Source organism: Ideonella sp., from assembly GCF_036277275.1.
In the GTDB taxonomy this organism is placed as follows: Bacteria; Pseudomonadota; Gammaproteobacteria; order Burkholderiales; family Burkholderiaceae_C; genus Ideonella.
On record NZ_DASUNH010000083.1, the window covers coordinates 26,221 to 38,694 of the forward strand.

Here is a 12,474-nt window from a genome sequence, read left to right on the forward strand (position 1 = left end):
AGATGCGTGGCGGCCGGCCGGTGGCCACGCAGCGACGATGCGCCCCAAGTTCAGTCGAACTTCCGCTCGTAGTTGTCTCTCACGTGGCGTGAGATAAATGTGCTCAGCCCCTGGCCGAGCGATGCCAGCTGTTTCATCAGCTCCACCGCTTCGGCGCCGGCGCTGCGTTCGGTGTACTCGTACTTCGTCCCGTCCTGGAACTGCACGACGATGGAATGCGCGTGGCTCTCGTAGGCCACGACGCCGGATTCGCCGCTGAGGTTCCGATAGCGCTTCACGTCGATCCCGTTCTCATGGGCCGGCGCCGATGGCGACGCCGTCAGCTCCTTCAAGGCGGGAGCAATCCATGCGCCTTGATGACGGCAGCCACCTTTTCCGGTTCACGCAACACGGTCTTGTAGATCCAGGTGTAGTGATCCGTTGTCCAGAACTGGATGACTTGCTGTGCCTTCGACTCACCGAGGAGGGACCGGATCGCCTGGTGCTCCAGATAGGCGACGACCAGGTGCTCGTAGTTGCCATCTTCGTCCGCCGATCCTTCGGGGAAGCCCACGGGAACGCGGGGATAGATCGCCCGCAGCGCCGCCGCGGCGGCGTTCATTTGCTTCTCACGGGCGGACAGGAACCAGTGGAGCTGCTCGTGGACATAGGTCGACAGCAAGAGGTTGTCATCGTCCAGATGACGCGCATGCAATGTGAGGATGGGATGGCTGTGCGGAATGTCATCTTCATTGATCACGACGGTTCGTGTGAAGGCCCATCGCGACGCATCGTGGCTGCGCAGCAAGCGGTCGAGCTGCGCCGCGGCTTGCTGCTCACGTGCGCTCTTGTGCGCCGTGCTGATCGAAATGGCGTGGTCCGCTCGACTGGATTGGCAAAACAGCAACAGTCCCGCGAGCGCCAATCGTTGAATGATGAAAAGCATGGCTTGACGATGAGTCGACAAATGAGGGACGACCAATGTAGGGCTGCGTTCATTCACCCGCCTCCCCCGATAGGGGGCTTCAATGCGCGCACGCAAGCATCGTGATGGTGGATGAACGTTGGACGGATGGGCGCATACCGTCATCCATCAGAAGCTGGGTCTCACGTGAACGCGATGCGCTCGGCCCGCGCCCACTCATCCTGGATCAAGCCGCGAGAAGGCTACGCGGCTGGCGGCGTCGCAATGCCAGACGAAGGCGTTGCCGCCGCGCTCAAAGCATCCAACCCTGCCGAAGACGACGGGCAGCGCGGGGCAGGCAGACCACGCTGGCGACCGCGGAACTACCAGCTGATCCCGTCGGCGTGGCCTGTGGCTGTCAGCCGAGCGCCCGTTCGTGGACCTGCCCGTGCAACTGCTTGCGCTCGGCGGTGTAGGCCCACCAGGGCTTCGGGGCGGCGCCGTTCATGAAATCGACGATGGCCATGAAGGTGTCCAGCACGCAAGGGTCTTGGCGGTGGCCGGTGGCACGCTCCAGCTCGCGGTACAACGTGAAGGCGTCTCGGCCGCGCAGGTCGGCCGGGTGGTGCAGGCCGAGCAGGCGCAAGTCGCCGGCCATCGCCGGGCCGACGTTGGGCAATTGCTCCAGCGTTTGGCACTCGGCCGCCGACGCGGCCTTCGGGGCCTTGATGTGCCGAACCGGTGACAAGGTGGGGCCCATGGTGGCTGCCCTCAGAACAGCATGTGCTGCCGAACCAGGCCGACGGCGATGCCCTCGATGGCGAACTCCACTTCGCCAGGGGCGATGACGATCGGCTCGAAGTCCGGGTTCTCGGGCAGCAACTCGATCGCCTGTCGCGTGCGGTGCAGGCGCTTGACGGTCACCTCGTCGTCGAGCCGGGCGACGACGATCTGGCCGTTGCGCGCCTCGGCCGTCTTTTGCACCGCGAGCAAGTCGCCGTCCATGATGCCGGCGTCGCGCATGCTCATGCCCTTGACCTTCAGCAGGTAGTCGGGCCGGCGCGGGAACAGGCTGGCTTCGAGTACGTAGGTCTGGTCGATGTTTTCTTGCGCGAGGATCGGGTTGCCGGCGGCGACGCGGCCGACCAGCGGGAGCGTCAGTTGGGCCAGGCCCGGCAATGGCAGCGAGAATTGCTTGCCGCGGGCCTCGTTCAGGGCTCGCAGTGTGCCGGACTGCAAGCGGATGCCGCGCGAGGTGCCCCCGACCAGCTCGATCACGCCCTTGCGCGCCAGTGCCTGCAAGTGCTCTTCAGCTGCGTTGGGGGAGCGAAAGCCCAGCTCGGCAGCGATTTCGGCACGGGTGGGAGGAGCGCCAGTGCGCTCGATCGTGGTTTGCACCAGATCGAGAATCTGCTGCTGGCGGGCGGTGAGCTTGGGGCTTTCGATCATGGCAGCGGGTGCCGTACCGCGCCCGTCAGTGCAAGCACTAGCGCGCGAACCGTACGGCTGAGGTTGCATCCAGTATCTGTATTTTTATCCAGACATGCAAGAAATGCAAAACAAATCGCAAACGAGCCCGGCGGGGCCGGTGATCGTGATCCTCGGCACCGGTGGCACGATCGCCGGCTCGGGCGATGACGTGGGTTACACCGCGGGCCAGATCGGCGTACCGCAGCTCGTGGCCGCCGTGCCGGCGTTGGCCAGCCGTTCGCTCGAGGCCGAGCAGGTCGCGCAGGTCGACAGCAAGGACATGAGCCACGAGATCTGGCAGGTGCTGGCGATGCGGGTGCAGCACCATCTGGCCCGGCCCGAGGTGGGCGGGATCGTCATCACCCATGGCACCGACACGCTGGAAGAGACTGCCTATTTCCTGCACCGCGTGCTGTCGCCTGCCAAGCCGGTGGTGTTCGCAGCGGCGATGCGTCCGGCCACGTCGCTGCAGTCGGACGGGCCGCAAAACCTGCTGGATGCGGTGACGGTGGCGGGCCACCCTTCGGCCAGCGGCGTGCTGGCGACACTGAACGGGCGCGTGCATGGCCCTGTCGAGGTACGCAAGGCGCTGCCGTTTGCGCTCGATGCGTTCAGCTCGGGCGAGGCGGGGCCGATCGCCCTGATCCAGGAGGGGCAACTGCGCCTGCTGCGGCCGTGGCCGGTGTGTGAAGCGCTGGGCATGGGGCGCGTGACGCATGCTCCCGCCGCATGGCCGCCGGTCGATGTCGTTGTCAGCCATGCGGGCGCGAGCGGCCGGGTGGTCGATGCGCTGGTGGCATCCGGCACGCGCGGGCTGGTGATCGAAGGCACCAGCAACGGCACGGTGCACGCGTCGTTGCTCGAGGCCATCGAGCGCGCGCAAGCGGCTGGCGTATCGGTGCTGCGTTCAACGCGCTGTGCCGGTGCTGCGGTGGTCGGCGCGCCGGGCGGTGCATTGCCATCGGCGGGCGAGCTGTCGCCAGCCAAGGCCCGTGTCGAGCTGCTGCTGCAACTGCTCGGTCAGTTGGGGGCCCCGCCGGCCTGAACCGGGCGGCGGGCGCAGCGGCTCAGTCCTGCTGCTTGAACTTCTGCGGCTCGTACACCGAGCCGCCCAGGTCGGCGTCGTCGAAGGCGAAGACGTAGAACTGGTTCGGGTTGGCCAGGCCGCCCGGCGCGATCGCCAGGAAGTCGTTGTCGTTGGCGACGTACAGCGTGTGCTTGGCAACGCCGTCGATTACCACGTCTTCGCCGAAGGCCATACCTTCGAGCTTGGCGGGGATCAACGCGTCGCTGATGCCGGCGGCGTTCATCACCGCGCGCAGGTCGGCGAACAGTGTCTTCGCGGGCGCCTTGGCCAGCAGCGCGGTCGCGCCTTCCAGATGACTCACGTCCTCGGCGCCCGCCAGGTCGACCTTCCAGACCTGCTTGACCACCGCGACCGAGTTATCGCCCAGGCCCTTGCCGTCTCGCTCGAGCACCAGGAACTCGTGGCTGTTCAACGCCAGGATCTCGCTCGAGTTGTAGGCCTTGTTCAGTGCCGGGATGAAGTTGTCGTAGGCGTACTGGCTGACCGCCCCGGTGGCGATGTCGATCTTGACGATGCGGTTTGCGCGGCCGCCGTCGCCGCCGTCCTGGGTCAAGGGGCTTTGCATGAAGCCGAACAGGGTCCGGCCGTCCGGTGAAATGGCCAAGCCTTCCATGCCCTTGTTGGCCACCCGGCCGCGGGTGTTGCTGCCGATCTCGTCGGCACCCAATGCCGACTTGGTGGCGACTGAGAAGGTCGCCTCAGGCAAGGTGAATACACGCGTGCGTTTGCCGGTCTCGCGGTTGAACTCGTAGACGTAGGGGCCGTACTCGTCCGACACGTAGACGTGCCTGCCGTTGCGCGACACGCGGATCGCCTCGGGGTCCAGGCGTGCGTCCATCGGGCTCAGCGAGCTGGTGTCGCCGTCGAAGTTGTCCGATCGGCCGCTGAAGTACCGGAAGCCCTTGTGGTTGTTCGGCGGCACGGCCGGGCCGTAGGCCAGCGCCGTGCGCGAGTGCAGCAGCGTCGTGCCGGTCAGCTGCGGCGTCAACGTGAAGGGCAGAGCGCCGTCGGCCACTGGCGACAAGGCCAGCGTCAGCGTGTCGAAGCGCGGCACCCAGCTGGTGGTGTTGTCGATGAAGTCGTTCCAGGTCGTGGCGTTCGGGCCGCGGTCGGGGATGGCGACGAAGGTGTTGCCGCCGGCCCAGGCCAGGCCGGATCCGAGGCCACCCAGCAAGTTCGCAGGCACGCCGTTTTCTAGCGTATGGGTCAGGCCAGACAGGTCGCTGCCATCACCGGGCAGGCTGCCCTTGGCAATCAGTGTGACGGCGGCGTGGGCGGGCGCAAATGCGGCAGCGCAGGCGAGCGCCAGCGCGCTGATGACGATGTTCTTGTGCAGCATGAAAAAAGCTCCTCGGGTCGATACAACCCGAGGAGCTTCGTGTGGGCCGGTGACGCCGTCATGACCCGTGCATGACGGGCCGGTGACAGCGTTCGGTTGGCCCTTAGACCACCGTCAGCGTGACGTCGATGTTGCCGCGGGTGGCGTTCGAGTACGGGCAGACCTTGTGCGCGGCGGCGACCAGCGCCTCGGCAGCGCCACGCTCCATGCCCGGCACGGTGATGGCCATCGCCACCTGGATGCCGAAGCCGCCGGTGATGGGGCCGATGCCCACGTCGGCGGTGATCGACACGTCGGCCGGCAGGGCGATCTTCTGGCCCGCGGCAACGGCCTTCATCGCGCCGATGAAGCAGGCCGAGTAACCGGCCGCAAACAGCTGCTCGGGGTTGGTGCCGCGACCGCCGTCGCCGCCCAGTTCTTTCGGCGTGCTCAGGTTGAGCTCAAGCCGGCCGTCGTCGGACTTGGAGGTGCCGGCGCGGCCGCCGGTGGAGGTGGCGTGGGCGGTGTACAGAACCTTGTCGAGAGCCATGATGTCTTCCTTTGGTGTGGGATCAGGGTGGGGGATCAGGTGCTCAGGCCGCGGCCTGGGCGATGTTGTCGCGCAGCGACTTCAAACGCTGCGTGAGAGCGGAAACCTCATCGAGCTGGCAATCGGTGGCGCACAGCACGTGTTGCGGGATGGCCTGGGCGCGGGTCTTCAGCGCGCGGCCTTCGGGGGTCAACTGGATCAGCACGCGACGCTCGTCGGCCGCATCGCGCAGGCGCTGCACCAGGCCGGCGGCCTCCAGGCGCTTGAGCAGCGGCGTCAGCGTGCCCGAGTCCAGCGTCAGCCGCTCGCCGATGGCGCTGACGGGTTGGCCGTCTTCCTCCCACAGCACCAGCATCACCAGGTACTGCGGGTAGGTCAGGCCCAGTGGCGCCAGCAGTGGCTTGTAGAGCTTGGTCATCGCGAGCGACGCCGAATACAACGCGAAGCACAGCTGCATGTCCAGCGCCAGCCAGGATGGGCCTGTGTTGGTCTTGCGGGGCTTGCTGCTGTTCGTCATGGTTGAAACTATAGCGGGCAATTTAATTGCACACAATTCAAATGGTTTTTGACGGTGCACGTTGGCTGTGCTGGGCCTTGCTGGGCTGGCGGTCCGGCGCCCGCGCGGTGGCGGCCATGCAGCGGCGGCTACCGCAAGACCTTCAGCACGCGCTGGTCGTCTTCACTCAGGTAGCACTGCACGCTGACCTGCCCCTGCTCGCGGCCCTTCGCGTCGAGGCGTGTCAGCGTGACGGCGTACAGGTGTGCAGCGATCGGTTGCTTGGCGTACTGGATCACCTCGGTGCCTGCCGATGCCACGCTGTCGATGCGGGCAGTGCCACCGCCCACGCTCAGCGACGCGATCACCTGTTGTGCGCAGACTTGGCCCGGTGAGCCGCTGGCCGAGGTGGGCGCCGCCGCGCCGGGTACGCGAACGGCGGCAGCGTCCGCGCCGCAAGGCGTCTGGCTGAAGGTGTTGCCGCAGCGGTAGAGCTTCTGGGCGCTGGCCGAGGTCGGCAAGAAGGCCGGCAGCAGGGCGAGCAAAAGGCAAATGCCGTGGCGTGCGCTTGTCATGATCCATCCTCCCCCTCTGGTGCCGGGCAGCATAGCGCCGGCGCCGCGGCTGGCCGCTCCCCACGATGGGGGAGGGCTACGCAAAGCGTGGAGGTCAGATGTCGAGGGTGTAGACGACCGCGGCCGCGCGTTCAGCCTTGCTGTGGCCTTCCAGGGCATGGTCCCACTCGGGCGCGTCGGCACCCCCGCCGGGCTTCAGGCGCTGGGTCATCACGGCGACCTCTTCCGAGCCGGCGTCGAATTCGGCCGCGAGTTCGCGTGCCTCGGTGAAGAGCTGCGCGACGGTGCTGCCCCCGGAGTCGATCAGCAGCAGGTAGCGCGCAGGCTTGCGATGCGAGTTGGCCGGATGCTTGCCGTGCGCCTCGATGCCAAAGCTGTCCATGGGCCGATCATGCCACGCCCGATTCGGGCGAAGGCAGGCGCACCACATTCGCCGCCTGCAACGCAGCGATCTCGCCATCGAGATAACCCAGGCCGTGCAGTAGCGCGCGGCTGTGCTCGCCCAGTGCCGGCGGCGGCTGGCGAAGCGGCAGGCGTTCGCCGTCGAGTGTCAGCGGCAGCAGTGCGGTGCGGGTGTCGATCGCACGGCCGGCACCGCTGCCATCGGCCGGGATCGTCACCGGCGCCAGCCCGCCGGTGGACAGCAGGTGCGGGTCGTCGAACAGGTCTTGCGGCTTGGTGATCGGCGCGTACGGCAGGCCGACGCGCTCGAAGCGCGCGCCCAGCTCGGGGGCGTCGAAATCGACGAAGCGCTCGCGCAGCACCGGCAACAGCCACTCGCGGGCGCGCACGCGGTCGTTGTTGCTCGCCAGCCGCTCGTCGGCCAGCAGGTCATCGAAGCCGAACTCTCGGCACATCAGCGCCCACTGGGTGTCGCTGACGGCGGCCAGGAAGATCTGTTCGTCGTCCTTGACCGTGAACACGTCGTACACGCCCCAGGCCGAGATGCGGCTGGGCATCGGTGCGGCGGGCTGGCCGGTCACGGCGTACTGCAGCATGTGCTGCGCGACGAGGAAAACGTTGTTCTCGAACAGTGCGCTCTGCACCTGCTGGCCACGGCCCGTCCGCTCACGCTGCTGCAGCGCTGCCAGCACGCCGATCGCGCCGAACATGCCACCCATGATGTCGTTGACGCTGCTGCCCGCGCGCAAGGGCCTGCCTTCGGGCCCGGTCATGTAGGCCAGGCCACCCATCATCTGCACCACCTCGTCCAGCGCCGTGCGATGGTCGTATGGGCCGGGCAGGAAGCCCTTGTGCGAGACGTAGACGAGCCGTGGGTTCAAGGCAGACAGCGCGGCGTAGCCGAAGCCCAGCTTGTCCATCGTGCCGCCCTTGAAGTTCTCGCTGAACACGTCGGCGCCGGCAGCCAGCTTCAGCACGATCTCGCGACCGCGCGCGTCCTTCACGTCGACTGCCAGGCTCTGCTTGTTGCGGTTGAACATGCCGAAGAAGCCCGCGCCCGAGCCGAGCAGCCGGCGCGTGTTGTCGCCCGACAGCGGCTCGATCTTGACCACCTCGGCGCCCAAGTCGGCCAGGATCAGGCCGCAGGTCGGGCCCATCACCATGTGGGTGAACTCGACGACGCGCGTGCCGGCGAGTGGCAGGGTCTTTTCGTCGGGGATGCTCATTCAGGCGAGTCTCTCGGTGGTGGGCAGCAAGGCCTCGCGGGCGGGGAGGCGCCCGTCAGCATAGGTGAAGCCTTTGGGCAGGCCGGCCTCCGGCGTCATGCCGTAGAGCGCCTCGCCCGGCAGGCCTTGGACCAGCGCGGCGCGGGCGGCGGTCAGGCGTTCCAGATCGACGCCAGTGTCCACCCCCATCGCCTCGAACATGAGCACCAGGTCCTCGGTCACGACATTGCCCGAGGCCCCCGGCGCATACGGGCAGCCCCCGATGCCGCCTTGCGATGCGTCGAAGGTGCGTACGCCCACGTCATATGCCGCCAGGCAGTTGGCCAGCCCCAGGCCGCGCGTGTTGTGCAGGTGGGCGGCGCCTGCATGCTCGCCGATGGCCGCACGCAGGCGCAGGAACAGCCGCCGCACCTGTGCCGGATTGGCCATGCCGGTGGTGTCGGACAGGCCGGCTTCGTCGACACCCGCGCGCAGCAGCGCCTCGGCCAGCCGCAACACATCGTCTTCGGGCACCGGGCCTTGGAGCGTGCAGCCGAAGGCGGTCGAGATGCCGGCTTCGACCATCACGCCAGGCGAGCGCTCTTTGCACAACGCGACGATGGCGCGCACCTCGTCGACCATCTGCTCGGGCGTCTTGCGCACGTTGGCCAGCGAGTGCGCCGCGCTGGCCGATACCGGCACCGTCAGCTTGTGCACGCCGGCGGCGAGTGCGGCCTCGGCGCCGCGCAGGTTGGGCACCAGCGCCATCACCGTCAGCTCCGGCAGGCGCGAGGCATGGCGGACGACCTCGGCCACGTCGGCCATTTGCGGCAGCCGCCTGGCCGGCACGAACGAGCCGACCTCGATCTCGCGCAAGCCGGCGCCATGCAGCGCGTCGATCCAGGCCAGCTTGGCGGCGGTGGGCATGGTGCGAGCCACGCTTTGCAGACCATCGCGAGGGGCGACCTCGCTGATGAGCACGGAAGGAGGCGCGGTTGACATGGATGAAATGTGTTCTATAAGATAGAACGTGATTCTGCTGAATGAAATGATAAGCCGAGCCCACGATGCCGCGCAAGGCCGCCCAACCCGCTGTTGCCGATGAAGACGCCGCGCCCGGCGGTGCCGCTTCGGTCGACCGGGCGCTGAGCCTGTTGACGGCGTTTCGGGCCGGCGATTCGGCGCTGTCGCTGGCCGAGCTGGCCCAGCGTACGCGGCTTTACAAGAGCACCGCGCTGCGGTTGCTGGCCTCGCTGGAGCATGCCCGGCTGCTTCAGCGCGCGCCGGACGGCCGCTACGCATTGGGCACCGAGGTTGCGCGCCTGCAGTCGATCCATGCCGCGTCGTTCTCACTCGAAGCGCAGGTGTTGCCGGCGCTGCAGGCGCTGGTCGAGGCGACACAGGAAAGCGCGGCCTTCCACGTCCGCCAGGGGGAGCAGCGGCTGTGTCTGTATCGGGTTGATTCACCGCAGCTGCTGCGCGACCATATTCGCGCCGGTGACGTGCTGCCGCTGGAGCGCGGTGCCGGCGGCCGGGTGCTGCTGGCCTTTGGCCCGGGCGGTGGTGCGCGCGGCAAGGTCTACGAACAGATTCGCCGCGACGGCGTCTTTGCCACCAGCGGCGACAGGGTGCCTGGCCTCACCGGCATCTCGGCTCCGGTGTGGGGGGCCTCGGGCGAATTGCTGGGCGCGTTGACGTTGACGCTGCCTGACGCGCGCGCCAAACCTGGCCATTCACAGGCCGTGCGACAGGCGGCTCGGCGGCTCTCACAACGTTTAGGCGCCGTCACCCCTGTGGATTGACAGGTTTTCGCATCAGGCGTAAACCTGCAGCACCGCGCCCACATCCTTGTGTCTTCGGGCGGGTGAGGAGGCCGTATGCGTAGACGCCTGTATGTGGTGTTGCCTGACGTGGCCAGTGCACGCCAGACCGCCAACGATCTGTTGCTGGCTCGTATCGAGGACCGGCACATGCACTTCCTGGGCCGACGAGACGTGTCGCTCGGCGAGTTGCACGAAGCCAGTTTCCTGCAGAAGACCGATGTGCGACACGCCTTCTTCCTGGGTGCAGGCTTGGGCGTGGTCGGTGGCGCCGTCCTCGGCGTGATCCTGAAGATGACCGACTTCGGCAATGGCTACAACTTCGATGTCGGCACGCTGATCATTTGCACGGTCGTCGGCCTGATGCTCGGTGCCTGGGCCTCCACGCTGATCGGCGTGTCCACGCCCAGCGTGGCGCTCAAGCCCTTCGAAGAAGAGCTCGAAGCCGGCAAGATCCTGTTGATGGTCGATGTTCCGCACTCGCGTGTCGAGGAAATCCAGGCCTTGCTGGAAAGACGTCACCCCGAGGCAGAACGCAAGGGCATCGATCTCACCATGCCGGCCTTCCCCTGAAGACACCGGTGCCCGCTTCGGCGGGCGCCTTCGTTTTGGGGTCTCGCCGGACCCTGCGCAGAAATCGCCACGCAGGGCTTCACACCTGCCGCTGACGTGTAGGACTGCGGCTACATCGCACGGCGAATGCGTCCGGCATTCGCCGCGTTCGCCCGTCGCCATGCTGTGCAAAGCACTTGCCCAGACCCTTGGAGGGATCAGGCAAGGCTTTGACCAGCCCTTTGATCAAATCAATGGAGAAGGCGATGAAGAACTCCCTGAAGACCGCGGTGGCGTTGACGGTTACTGCCATCCTGGCCGGCCATGCGGCGGCCGAGGTCACGTTCTACCAGCGTGATTCGTTCGGCGGGCGCGCCTTCACGACCTACAGTCCGATCAGCAACCTGGCCCGCTACGGCTTGAACGACCGCGCATCGTCGGTCATCGTCGATCGACAGCGCTACGAGGTCTGTGAAGACGCCGGCTACCGCGGTCACTGCGTGATCCTGCGGCCGGGCAGCTACCCCTCGCTGGCGGCGATGGGCTTGAACAACCAGGTCAGCTCGGTGCGGCCGATCGCCTGGAACGTGCGGGTCGACGATCATCGCTACGCGCCCCCACCGGTTCTGCTGGTCGACTACCGCCGTCGCGGCAGTGAGCGCCTGTACGAGGCGAACGTGGTGGCAGTGCGCGCCGTGGTCGGCCCGCCGGAACAGCGCTGCTGGATCGAGCGCGAGCGCGTGCCCGATGGGCCGAACGTCGGCGGCGCCGTGGTCGGCGCGGTGATCGGCGGCATCCTCGGCCACCAGATCGGCGCAGGCAGCGGGCGTGACGCGGCCACGGTAGGCGGTGCAGTCGCCGGGGCTGCCATCGGCGCGAATGTCGATGATGGCCGCCCGAACACCACCCGCGTGCAACGCTGCGCCAATGTGCGAGGCGACGAGCGGCCCGACTACTGGGACGTGATCTACACCTTCCGAGGGGCCGAACACCACGTTCAGATGGAGCGCCCGCCGGGCCGCACGGTGACGGTCAACCAGTATGGCGAGCCGCGCGCGAACTGAGCGCCGCAGCAGGGATACGATGAATGAAGACGGGGCGGCCCGCGAGCCGCCCCGTCGTCATGTCAGGCCCGGACCAGCGTTCAGATGCGCGTGACGCGCATCACCTGCACGCAACCCAGCGCGCACAGCAAGAAGGCGAACAGGCTCCAGAACGCGTACGGGATGCCCAGCAGCGTGATCGACGCTTCGGCGCAAGAGGCCATCGGCGCGAAGACTTCGGGCGCGCGGTCATACAGACCCAGCGCCTGCATGATGCGGTCTGCCAGCGTCAGGTTGCAGCTGTCGCTCTTGGCCGCGACGAAGTGCTGCCACAGCGCGCTGGCGATGCCGCACACGGCGAGCATCAGGCCGCCGGCGGCGATCACGCGGCGGATGCCGCTCGAGCGCAACACCAGCCCCAGCACCGCAAACGCCCCGATGAGCAGGAAGATCAGGCGCTGCAGCGTGCACCAGGGACAGGGCTGCATGTCGAAGTGGTACTGCGACACGAGCGCCAGGCCCACCGAGCCGAAAGACAGCAGCGCGATCAGGCCCAGCAGAGGGACCGGGCGGCTCAGCAGACCATCCATGGGTGATGTCCTCAGGGCTTCAGCTCGGCGATTAGCTCGATCTCGACGCATGCGCCGAGGGGGATCTGGGCGACGCCGAAGGCGCTGCGCGCGTGGGCACCGGCTTGCGGGCCGAACACCTCGCCGATCAGCTCGGAGCAGCCGTTGGTGACCAGGTGCTGCTCGGTGAAGGTCGGGGCCGAGTTGACCAGGCTCATCACCTTGACGATGCGGGCCACGCGGTCCAGGTCGCCGCCGCAGGCAGCCTTCAGCGTGCCCATCAGGTCGATCGCGATCGCGCGGGCGGCCGCCTTGCCCTCTTCAGTGCCCATCGTCAGGCCCAACTGGCCGACGTGGGGCTTGCCGTCTTTCTTGGCGATGTGGCCGGAGATGAACACGAGGTTGCCCGTCTGGACGAAAGGCACGTAGGCGGCGGCGGGGATGGCCACGGGCGGCAGCTCGATGCCAAGCTCAGCCAGGCGGGCGGCAACAGACATGGGTTTC

Annotated in this window: 17 protein-coding genes; 4 read left to right on the forward strand and 13 right to left on the reverse strand. The window is 67.3% G+C overall.

Features of this window, described 5'->3' with window-relative positions; all coding sequences use genetic code 11:
• Window positions 1-50 precede the first annotated feature (50 nt).
• The 4 genes from VFY73_RS14430 to lexA all read right to left on the reverse strand — a co-directional run bounded on the left by VFY73_RS14430 (window position 51) and on the right by lexA (window position 2,332).
• Complete coding sequence (locus tag VFY73_RS14430) at window positions 51-332, reverse strand: hypothetical protein (RefSeq protein WP_414654460.1); 282 nt, start codon at window positions 330-332, stop codon at window positions 51-53.
• On the reverse strand, window positions 329-925 hold the full coding sequence (locus VFY73_RS14435) for a hypothetical protein (RefSeq protein WP_329719884.1): 597 nt from the start codon (window positions 923-925) through the stop codon (window positions 329-331). The genes VFY73_RS14430 and VFY73_RS14435 overlap by 4 nt, the downstream gene beginning before the upstream one ends.
• 376 nt (window positions 926-1,301) lie before the next feature.
• Window positions 1,302-1,643, reverse strand: a complete 342-nt coding sequence (locus tag VFY73_RS14440; protein WP_329719886.1) for a helix-hairpin-helix domain-containing protein — start codon at window positions 1,641-1,643, stop codon at window positions 1,302-1,304.
• Window positions 1,644-1,654: 11 nt separating this feature from the next.
• The gene (gene lexA, locus VFY73_RS14445) at window positions 1,655-2,332 is read right to left on the reverse strand and encodes a transcriptional repressor LexA (RefSeq protein WP_329719888.1); all 678 of its coding nucleotides are present in this window, start codon (window positions 2,330-2,332) and stop codon (window positions 1,655-1,657) included.
• Between the two features lie 103 nt (window positions 2,333-2,435).
• On the opposite strand from lexA, the gene VFY73_RS14450 reads away from it, so the two are divergent.
• The gene (locus VFY73_RS14450; protein WP_329719890.1) at window positions 2,436-3,398 is read left to right on the forward strand and encodes an asparaginase; all 963 of its coding nucleotides are present in this window, start codon (window positions 2,436-2,438) and stop codon (window positions 3,396-3,398) included.
• A gap of 22 nt (window positions 3,399-3,420) precedes the next feature.
• Here the strand turns inward: VFY73_RS14450 and VFY73_RS14455 are convergent, their stop codons facing one another.
• From VFY73_RS14455 to VFY73_RS14485, 7 genes are all read right to left on the reverse strand, one after another.
• Window positions 3,421-4,779 (reverse strand): esterase-like activity of phytase family protein, encoded by a 1,359-nt coding sequence (locus tag VFY73_RS14455; protein ID WP_329719892.1) that lies wholly within the window; start codon window positions 4,777-4,779, stop codon window positions 3,421-3,423.
• Between the two features lie 103 nt (window positions 4,780-4,882).
• Window positions 4,883-5,308 carry an organic hydroperoxide resistance protein gene (locus tag VFY73_RS14460; protein WP_329719894.1) on the reverse strand — a complete coding sequence of 142 codons (426 nt, stop codon included), beginning with the start codon at window positions 5,306-5,308 and terminating at the stop codon, window positions 4,883-4,885.
• Window positions 5,309-5,351: 43 nt separating this feature from the next.
• Window positions 5,352-5,825, reverse strand: a complete 474-nt coding sequence (locus VFY73_RS14465; RefSeq protein WP_329719896.1) for a MarR family transcriptional regulator — start codon at window positions 5,823-5,825, stop codon at window positions 5,352-5,354.
• Window positions 5,826-5,953: 128 nt separating this feature from the next.
• Entirely contained in the window at window positions 5,954-6,379 is a 426-nt protein-coding gene (locus VFY73_RS14470; protein ID WP_329719898.1) for a hypothetical protein, read from the reverse strand.
• A gap of 94 nt (window positions 6,380-6,473) precedes the next feature.
• Complete coding sequence (locus VFY73_RS14475) at window positions 6,474-6,761, reverse strand: hypothetical protein (protein ID WP_329719900.1); 288 nt, start codon at window positions 6,759-6,761, stop codon at window positions 6,474-6,476.
• A gap of 7 nt (window positions 6,762-6,768) precedes the next feature.
• Complete coding sequence (locus VFY73_RS14480; RefSeq protein WP_414654461.1) at window positions 6,769-8,007, reverse strand: CaiB/BaiF CoA transferase family protein; 1,239 nt, start codon at window positions 8,005-8,007, stop codon at window positions 6,769-6,771.
• A complete protein-coding gene (locus VFY73_RS14485) occupies window positions 8,008-8,988 on the reverse strand; it encodes a hydroxymethylglutaryl-CoA lyase (protein WP_329719902.1) in 981 nt (326 codons plus the stop codon).
• Window positions 8,989-9,053: 65 nt separating this feature from the next.
• On the opposite strand from VFY73_RS14485, the gene VFY73_RS14490 reads away from it, so the two are divergent.
• The 3 genes from VFY73_RS14490 to VFY73_RS14500 all read left to right on the forward strand — a co-directional run bounded on the left by VFY73_RS14490 (window position 9,054) and on the right by VFY73_RS14500 (window position 11,422).
• The gene (locus tag VFY73_RS14490; RefSeq protein WP_329719904.1) at window positions 9,054-9,788 is read left to right on the forward strand and encodes an IclR family transcriptional regulator; all 735 of its coding nucleotides are present in this window, start codon (window positions 9,054-9,056) and stop codon (window positions 9,786-9,788) included.
• A gap of 75 nt (window positions 9,789-9,863) precedes the next feature.
• Complete coding sequence (locus tag VFY73_RS14495) at window positions 9,864-10,379, forward strand: DUF1269 domain-containing protein (protein ID WP_329719906.1); 516 nt, start codon at window positions 9,864-9,866, stop codon at window positions 10,377-10,379.
• A 245-nt stretch (window positions 10,380-10,624) separates the two neighbouring features.
• On the forward strand, window positions 10,625-11,422 hold the full coding sequence (locus VFY73_RS14500) for a beta/gamma crystallin-related protein (RefSeq protein ID WP_329719908.1): 798 nt from the start codon (window positions 10,625-10,627) through the stop codon (window positions 11,420-11,422).
• A gap of 80 nt (window positions 11,423-11,502) precedes the next feature.
• Here the strand turns inward: VFY73_RS14500 and VFY73_RS14505 are convergent, their stop codons facing one another.
• Together VFY73_RS14505 and VFY73_RS14510 are read right to left on the reverse strand one after the other, a co-directional pair.
• Window positions 11,503-11,991, reverse strand: a complete 489-nt coding sequence (locus VFY73_RS14505) for a disulfide bond formation protein B (RefSeq protein ID WP_329719910.1) — start codon at window positions 11,989-11,991, stop codon at window positions 11,503-11,505.
• 11 nt (window positions 11,992-12,002) lie between these two features.
• Entirely contained in the window at window positions 12,003-12,467 is a 465-nt protein-coding gene (locus tag VFY73_RS14510; RefSeq protein WP_329719912.1) for a RidA family protein, read from the reverse strand.
• Window positions 12,468-12,474 lie beyond the last annotated feature (7 nt).

Excerpts from the sequence above, each read along its gene's own strand:
- VFY73_RS14485 (WP_329719902.1), bottom strand. The coding sequence starts at position 8,988 with ATGTCAACCGCGCCTCCTTCCGTGCTCATCAGCGAGGTCGCCCCTCGC.
- VFY73_RS14450 (WP_329719890.1), top strand. The coding sequence starts at position 2,436 with ATGCAAAACAAATCGCAAACGAGCCCGGCGGGGCCGGTGATCGTGATC.
- VFY73_RS14440 (WP_329719886.1), bottom strand. The coding sequence starts at position 1,643 with ATGGGCCCCACCTTGTCACCGGTTCGGCACATCAAGGCCCCGAAGGCC.
- VFY73_RS14460 (WP_329719894.1), bottom strand. The coding sequence starts at position 5,308 with ATGGCTCTCGACAAGGTTCTGTACACCGCCCACGCCACCTCCACCGGC.
- VFY73_RS14455 (WP_329719892.1), bottom strand. The coding sequence starts at position 4,779 with ATGCTGCACAAGAACATCGTCATCAGCGCGCTGGCGCTCGCCTGCGCT.
- VFY73_RS14500 (WP_329719908.1), top strand. The coding sequence starts at position 10,625 with ATGAAGAACTCCCTGAAGACCGCGGTGGCGTTGACGGTTACTGCCATC.
- lexA (WP_329719888.1), bottom strand. The coding sequence starts at position 2,332 with ATGATCGAAAGCCCCAAGCTCACCGCCCGCCAGCAGCAGATTCTCGAT.
- VFY73_RS14435 (WP_329719884.1), bottom strand. The coding sequence starts at position 925 with ATGCTTTTCATCATTCAACGATTGGCGCTCGCGGGACTGTTGCTGTTT.
- VFY73_RS14490 (WP_329719904.1), top strand. The coding sequence starts at position 9,054 with ATGCCGCGCAAGGCCGCCCAACCCGCTGTTGCCGATGAAGACGCCGCG.
- VFY73_RS14465 (WP_329719896.1), bottom strand. The coding sequence starts at position 5,825 with ATGACGAACAGCAGCAAGCCCCGCAAGACCAACACAGGCCCATCCTGG.
- VFY73_RS14470 (WP_329719898.1), bottom strand. The coding sequence starts at position 6,379 with ATGACAAGCGCACGCCACGGCATTTGCCTTTTGCTCGCCCTGCTGCCG.
- VFY73_RS14495 (WP_329719906.1), top strand. The coding sequence starts at position 9,864 with ATGCGTAGACGCCTGTATGTGGTGTTGCCTGACGTGGCCAGTGCACGC.
- VFY73_RS14475 (WP_329719900.1), bottom strand. The coding sequence starts at position 6,761 with ATGGACAGCTTTGGCATCGAGGCGCACGGCAAGCATCCGGCCAACTCG.
- VFY73_RS14510 (WP_329719912.1), bottom strand. The coding sequence starts at position 12,467 with ATGTCTGTTGCCGCCCGCCTGGCTGAGCTTGGCATCGAGCTGCCGCCC.
- VFY73_RS14480 (WP_414654461.1), bottom strand. The coding sequence starts at position 8,007 with ATGAGCATCCCCGACGAAAAGACCCTGCCACTCGCCGGCACGCGCGTC.
- VFY73_RS14505 (WP_329719910.1), bottom strand. The coding sequence starts at position 11,991 with ATGGATGGTCTGCTGAGCCGCCCGGTCCCTCTGCTGGGCCTGATCGCG.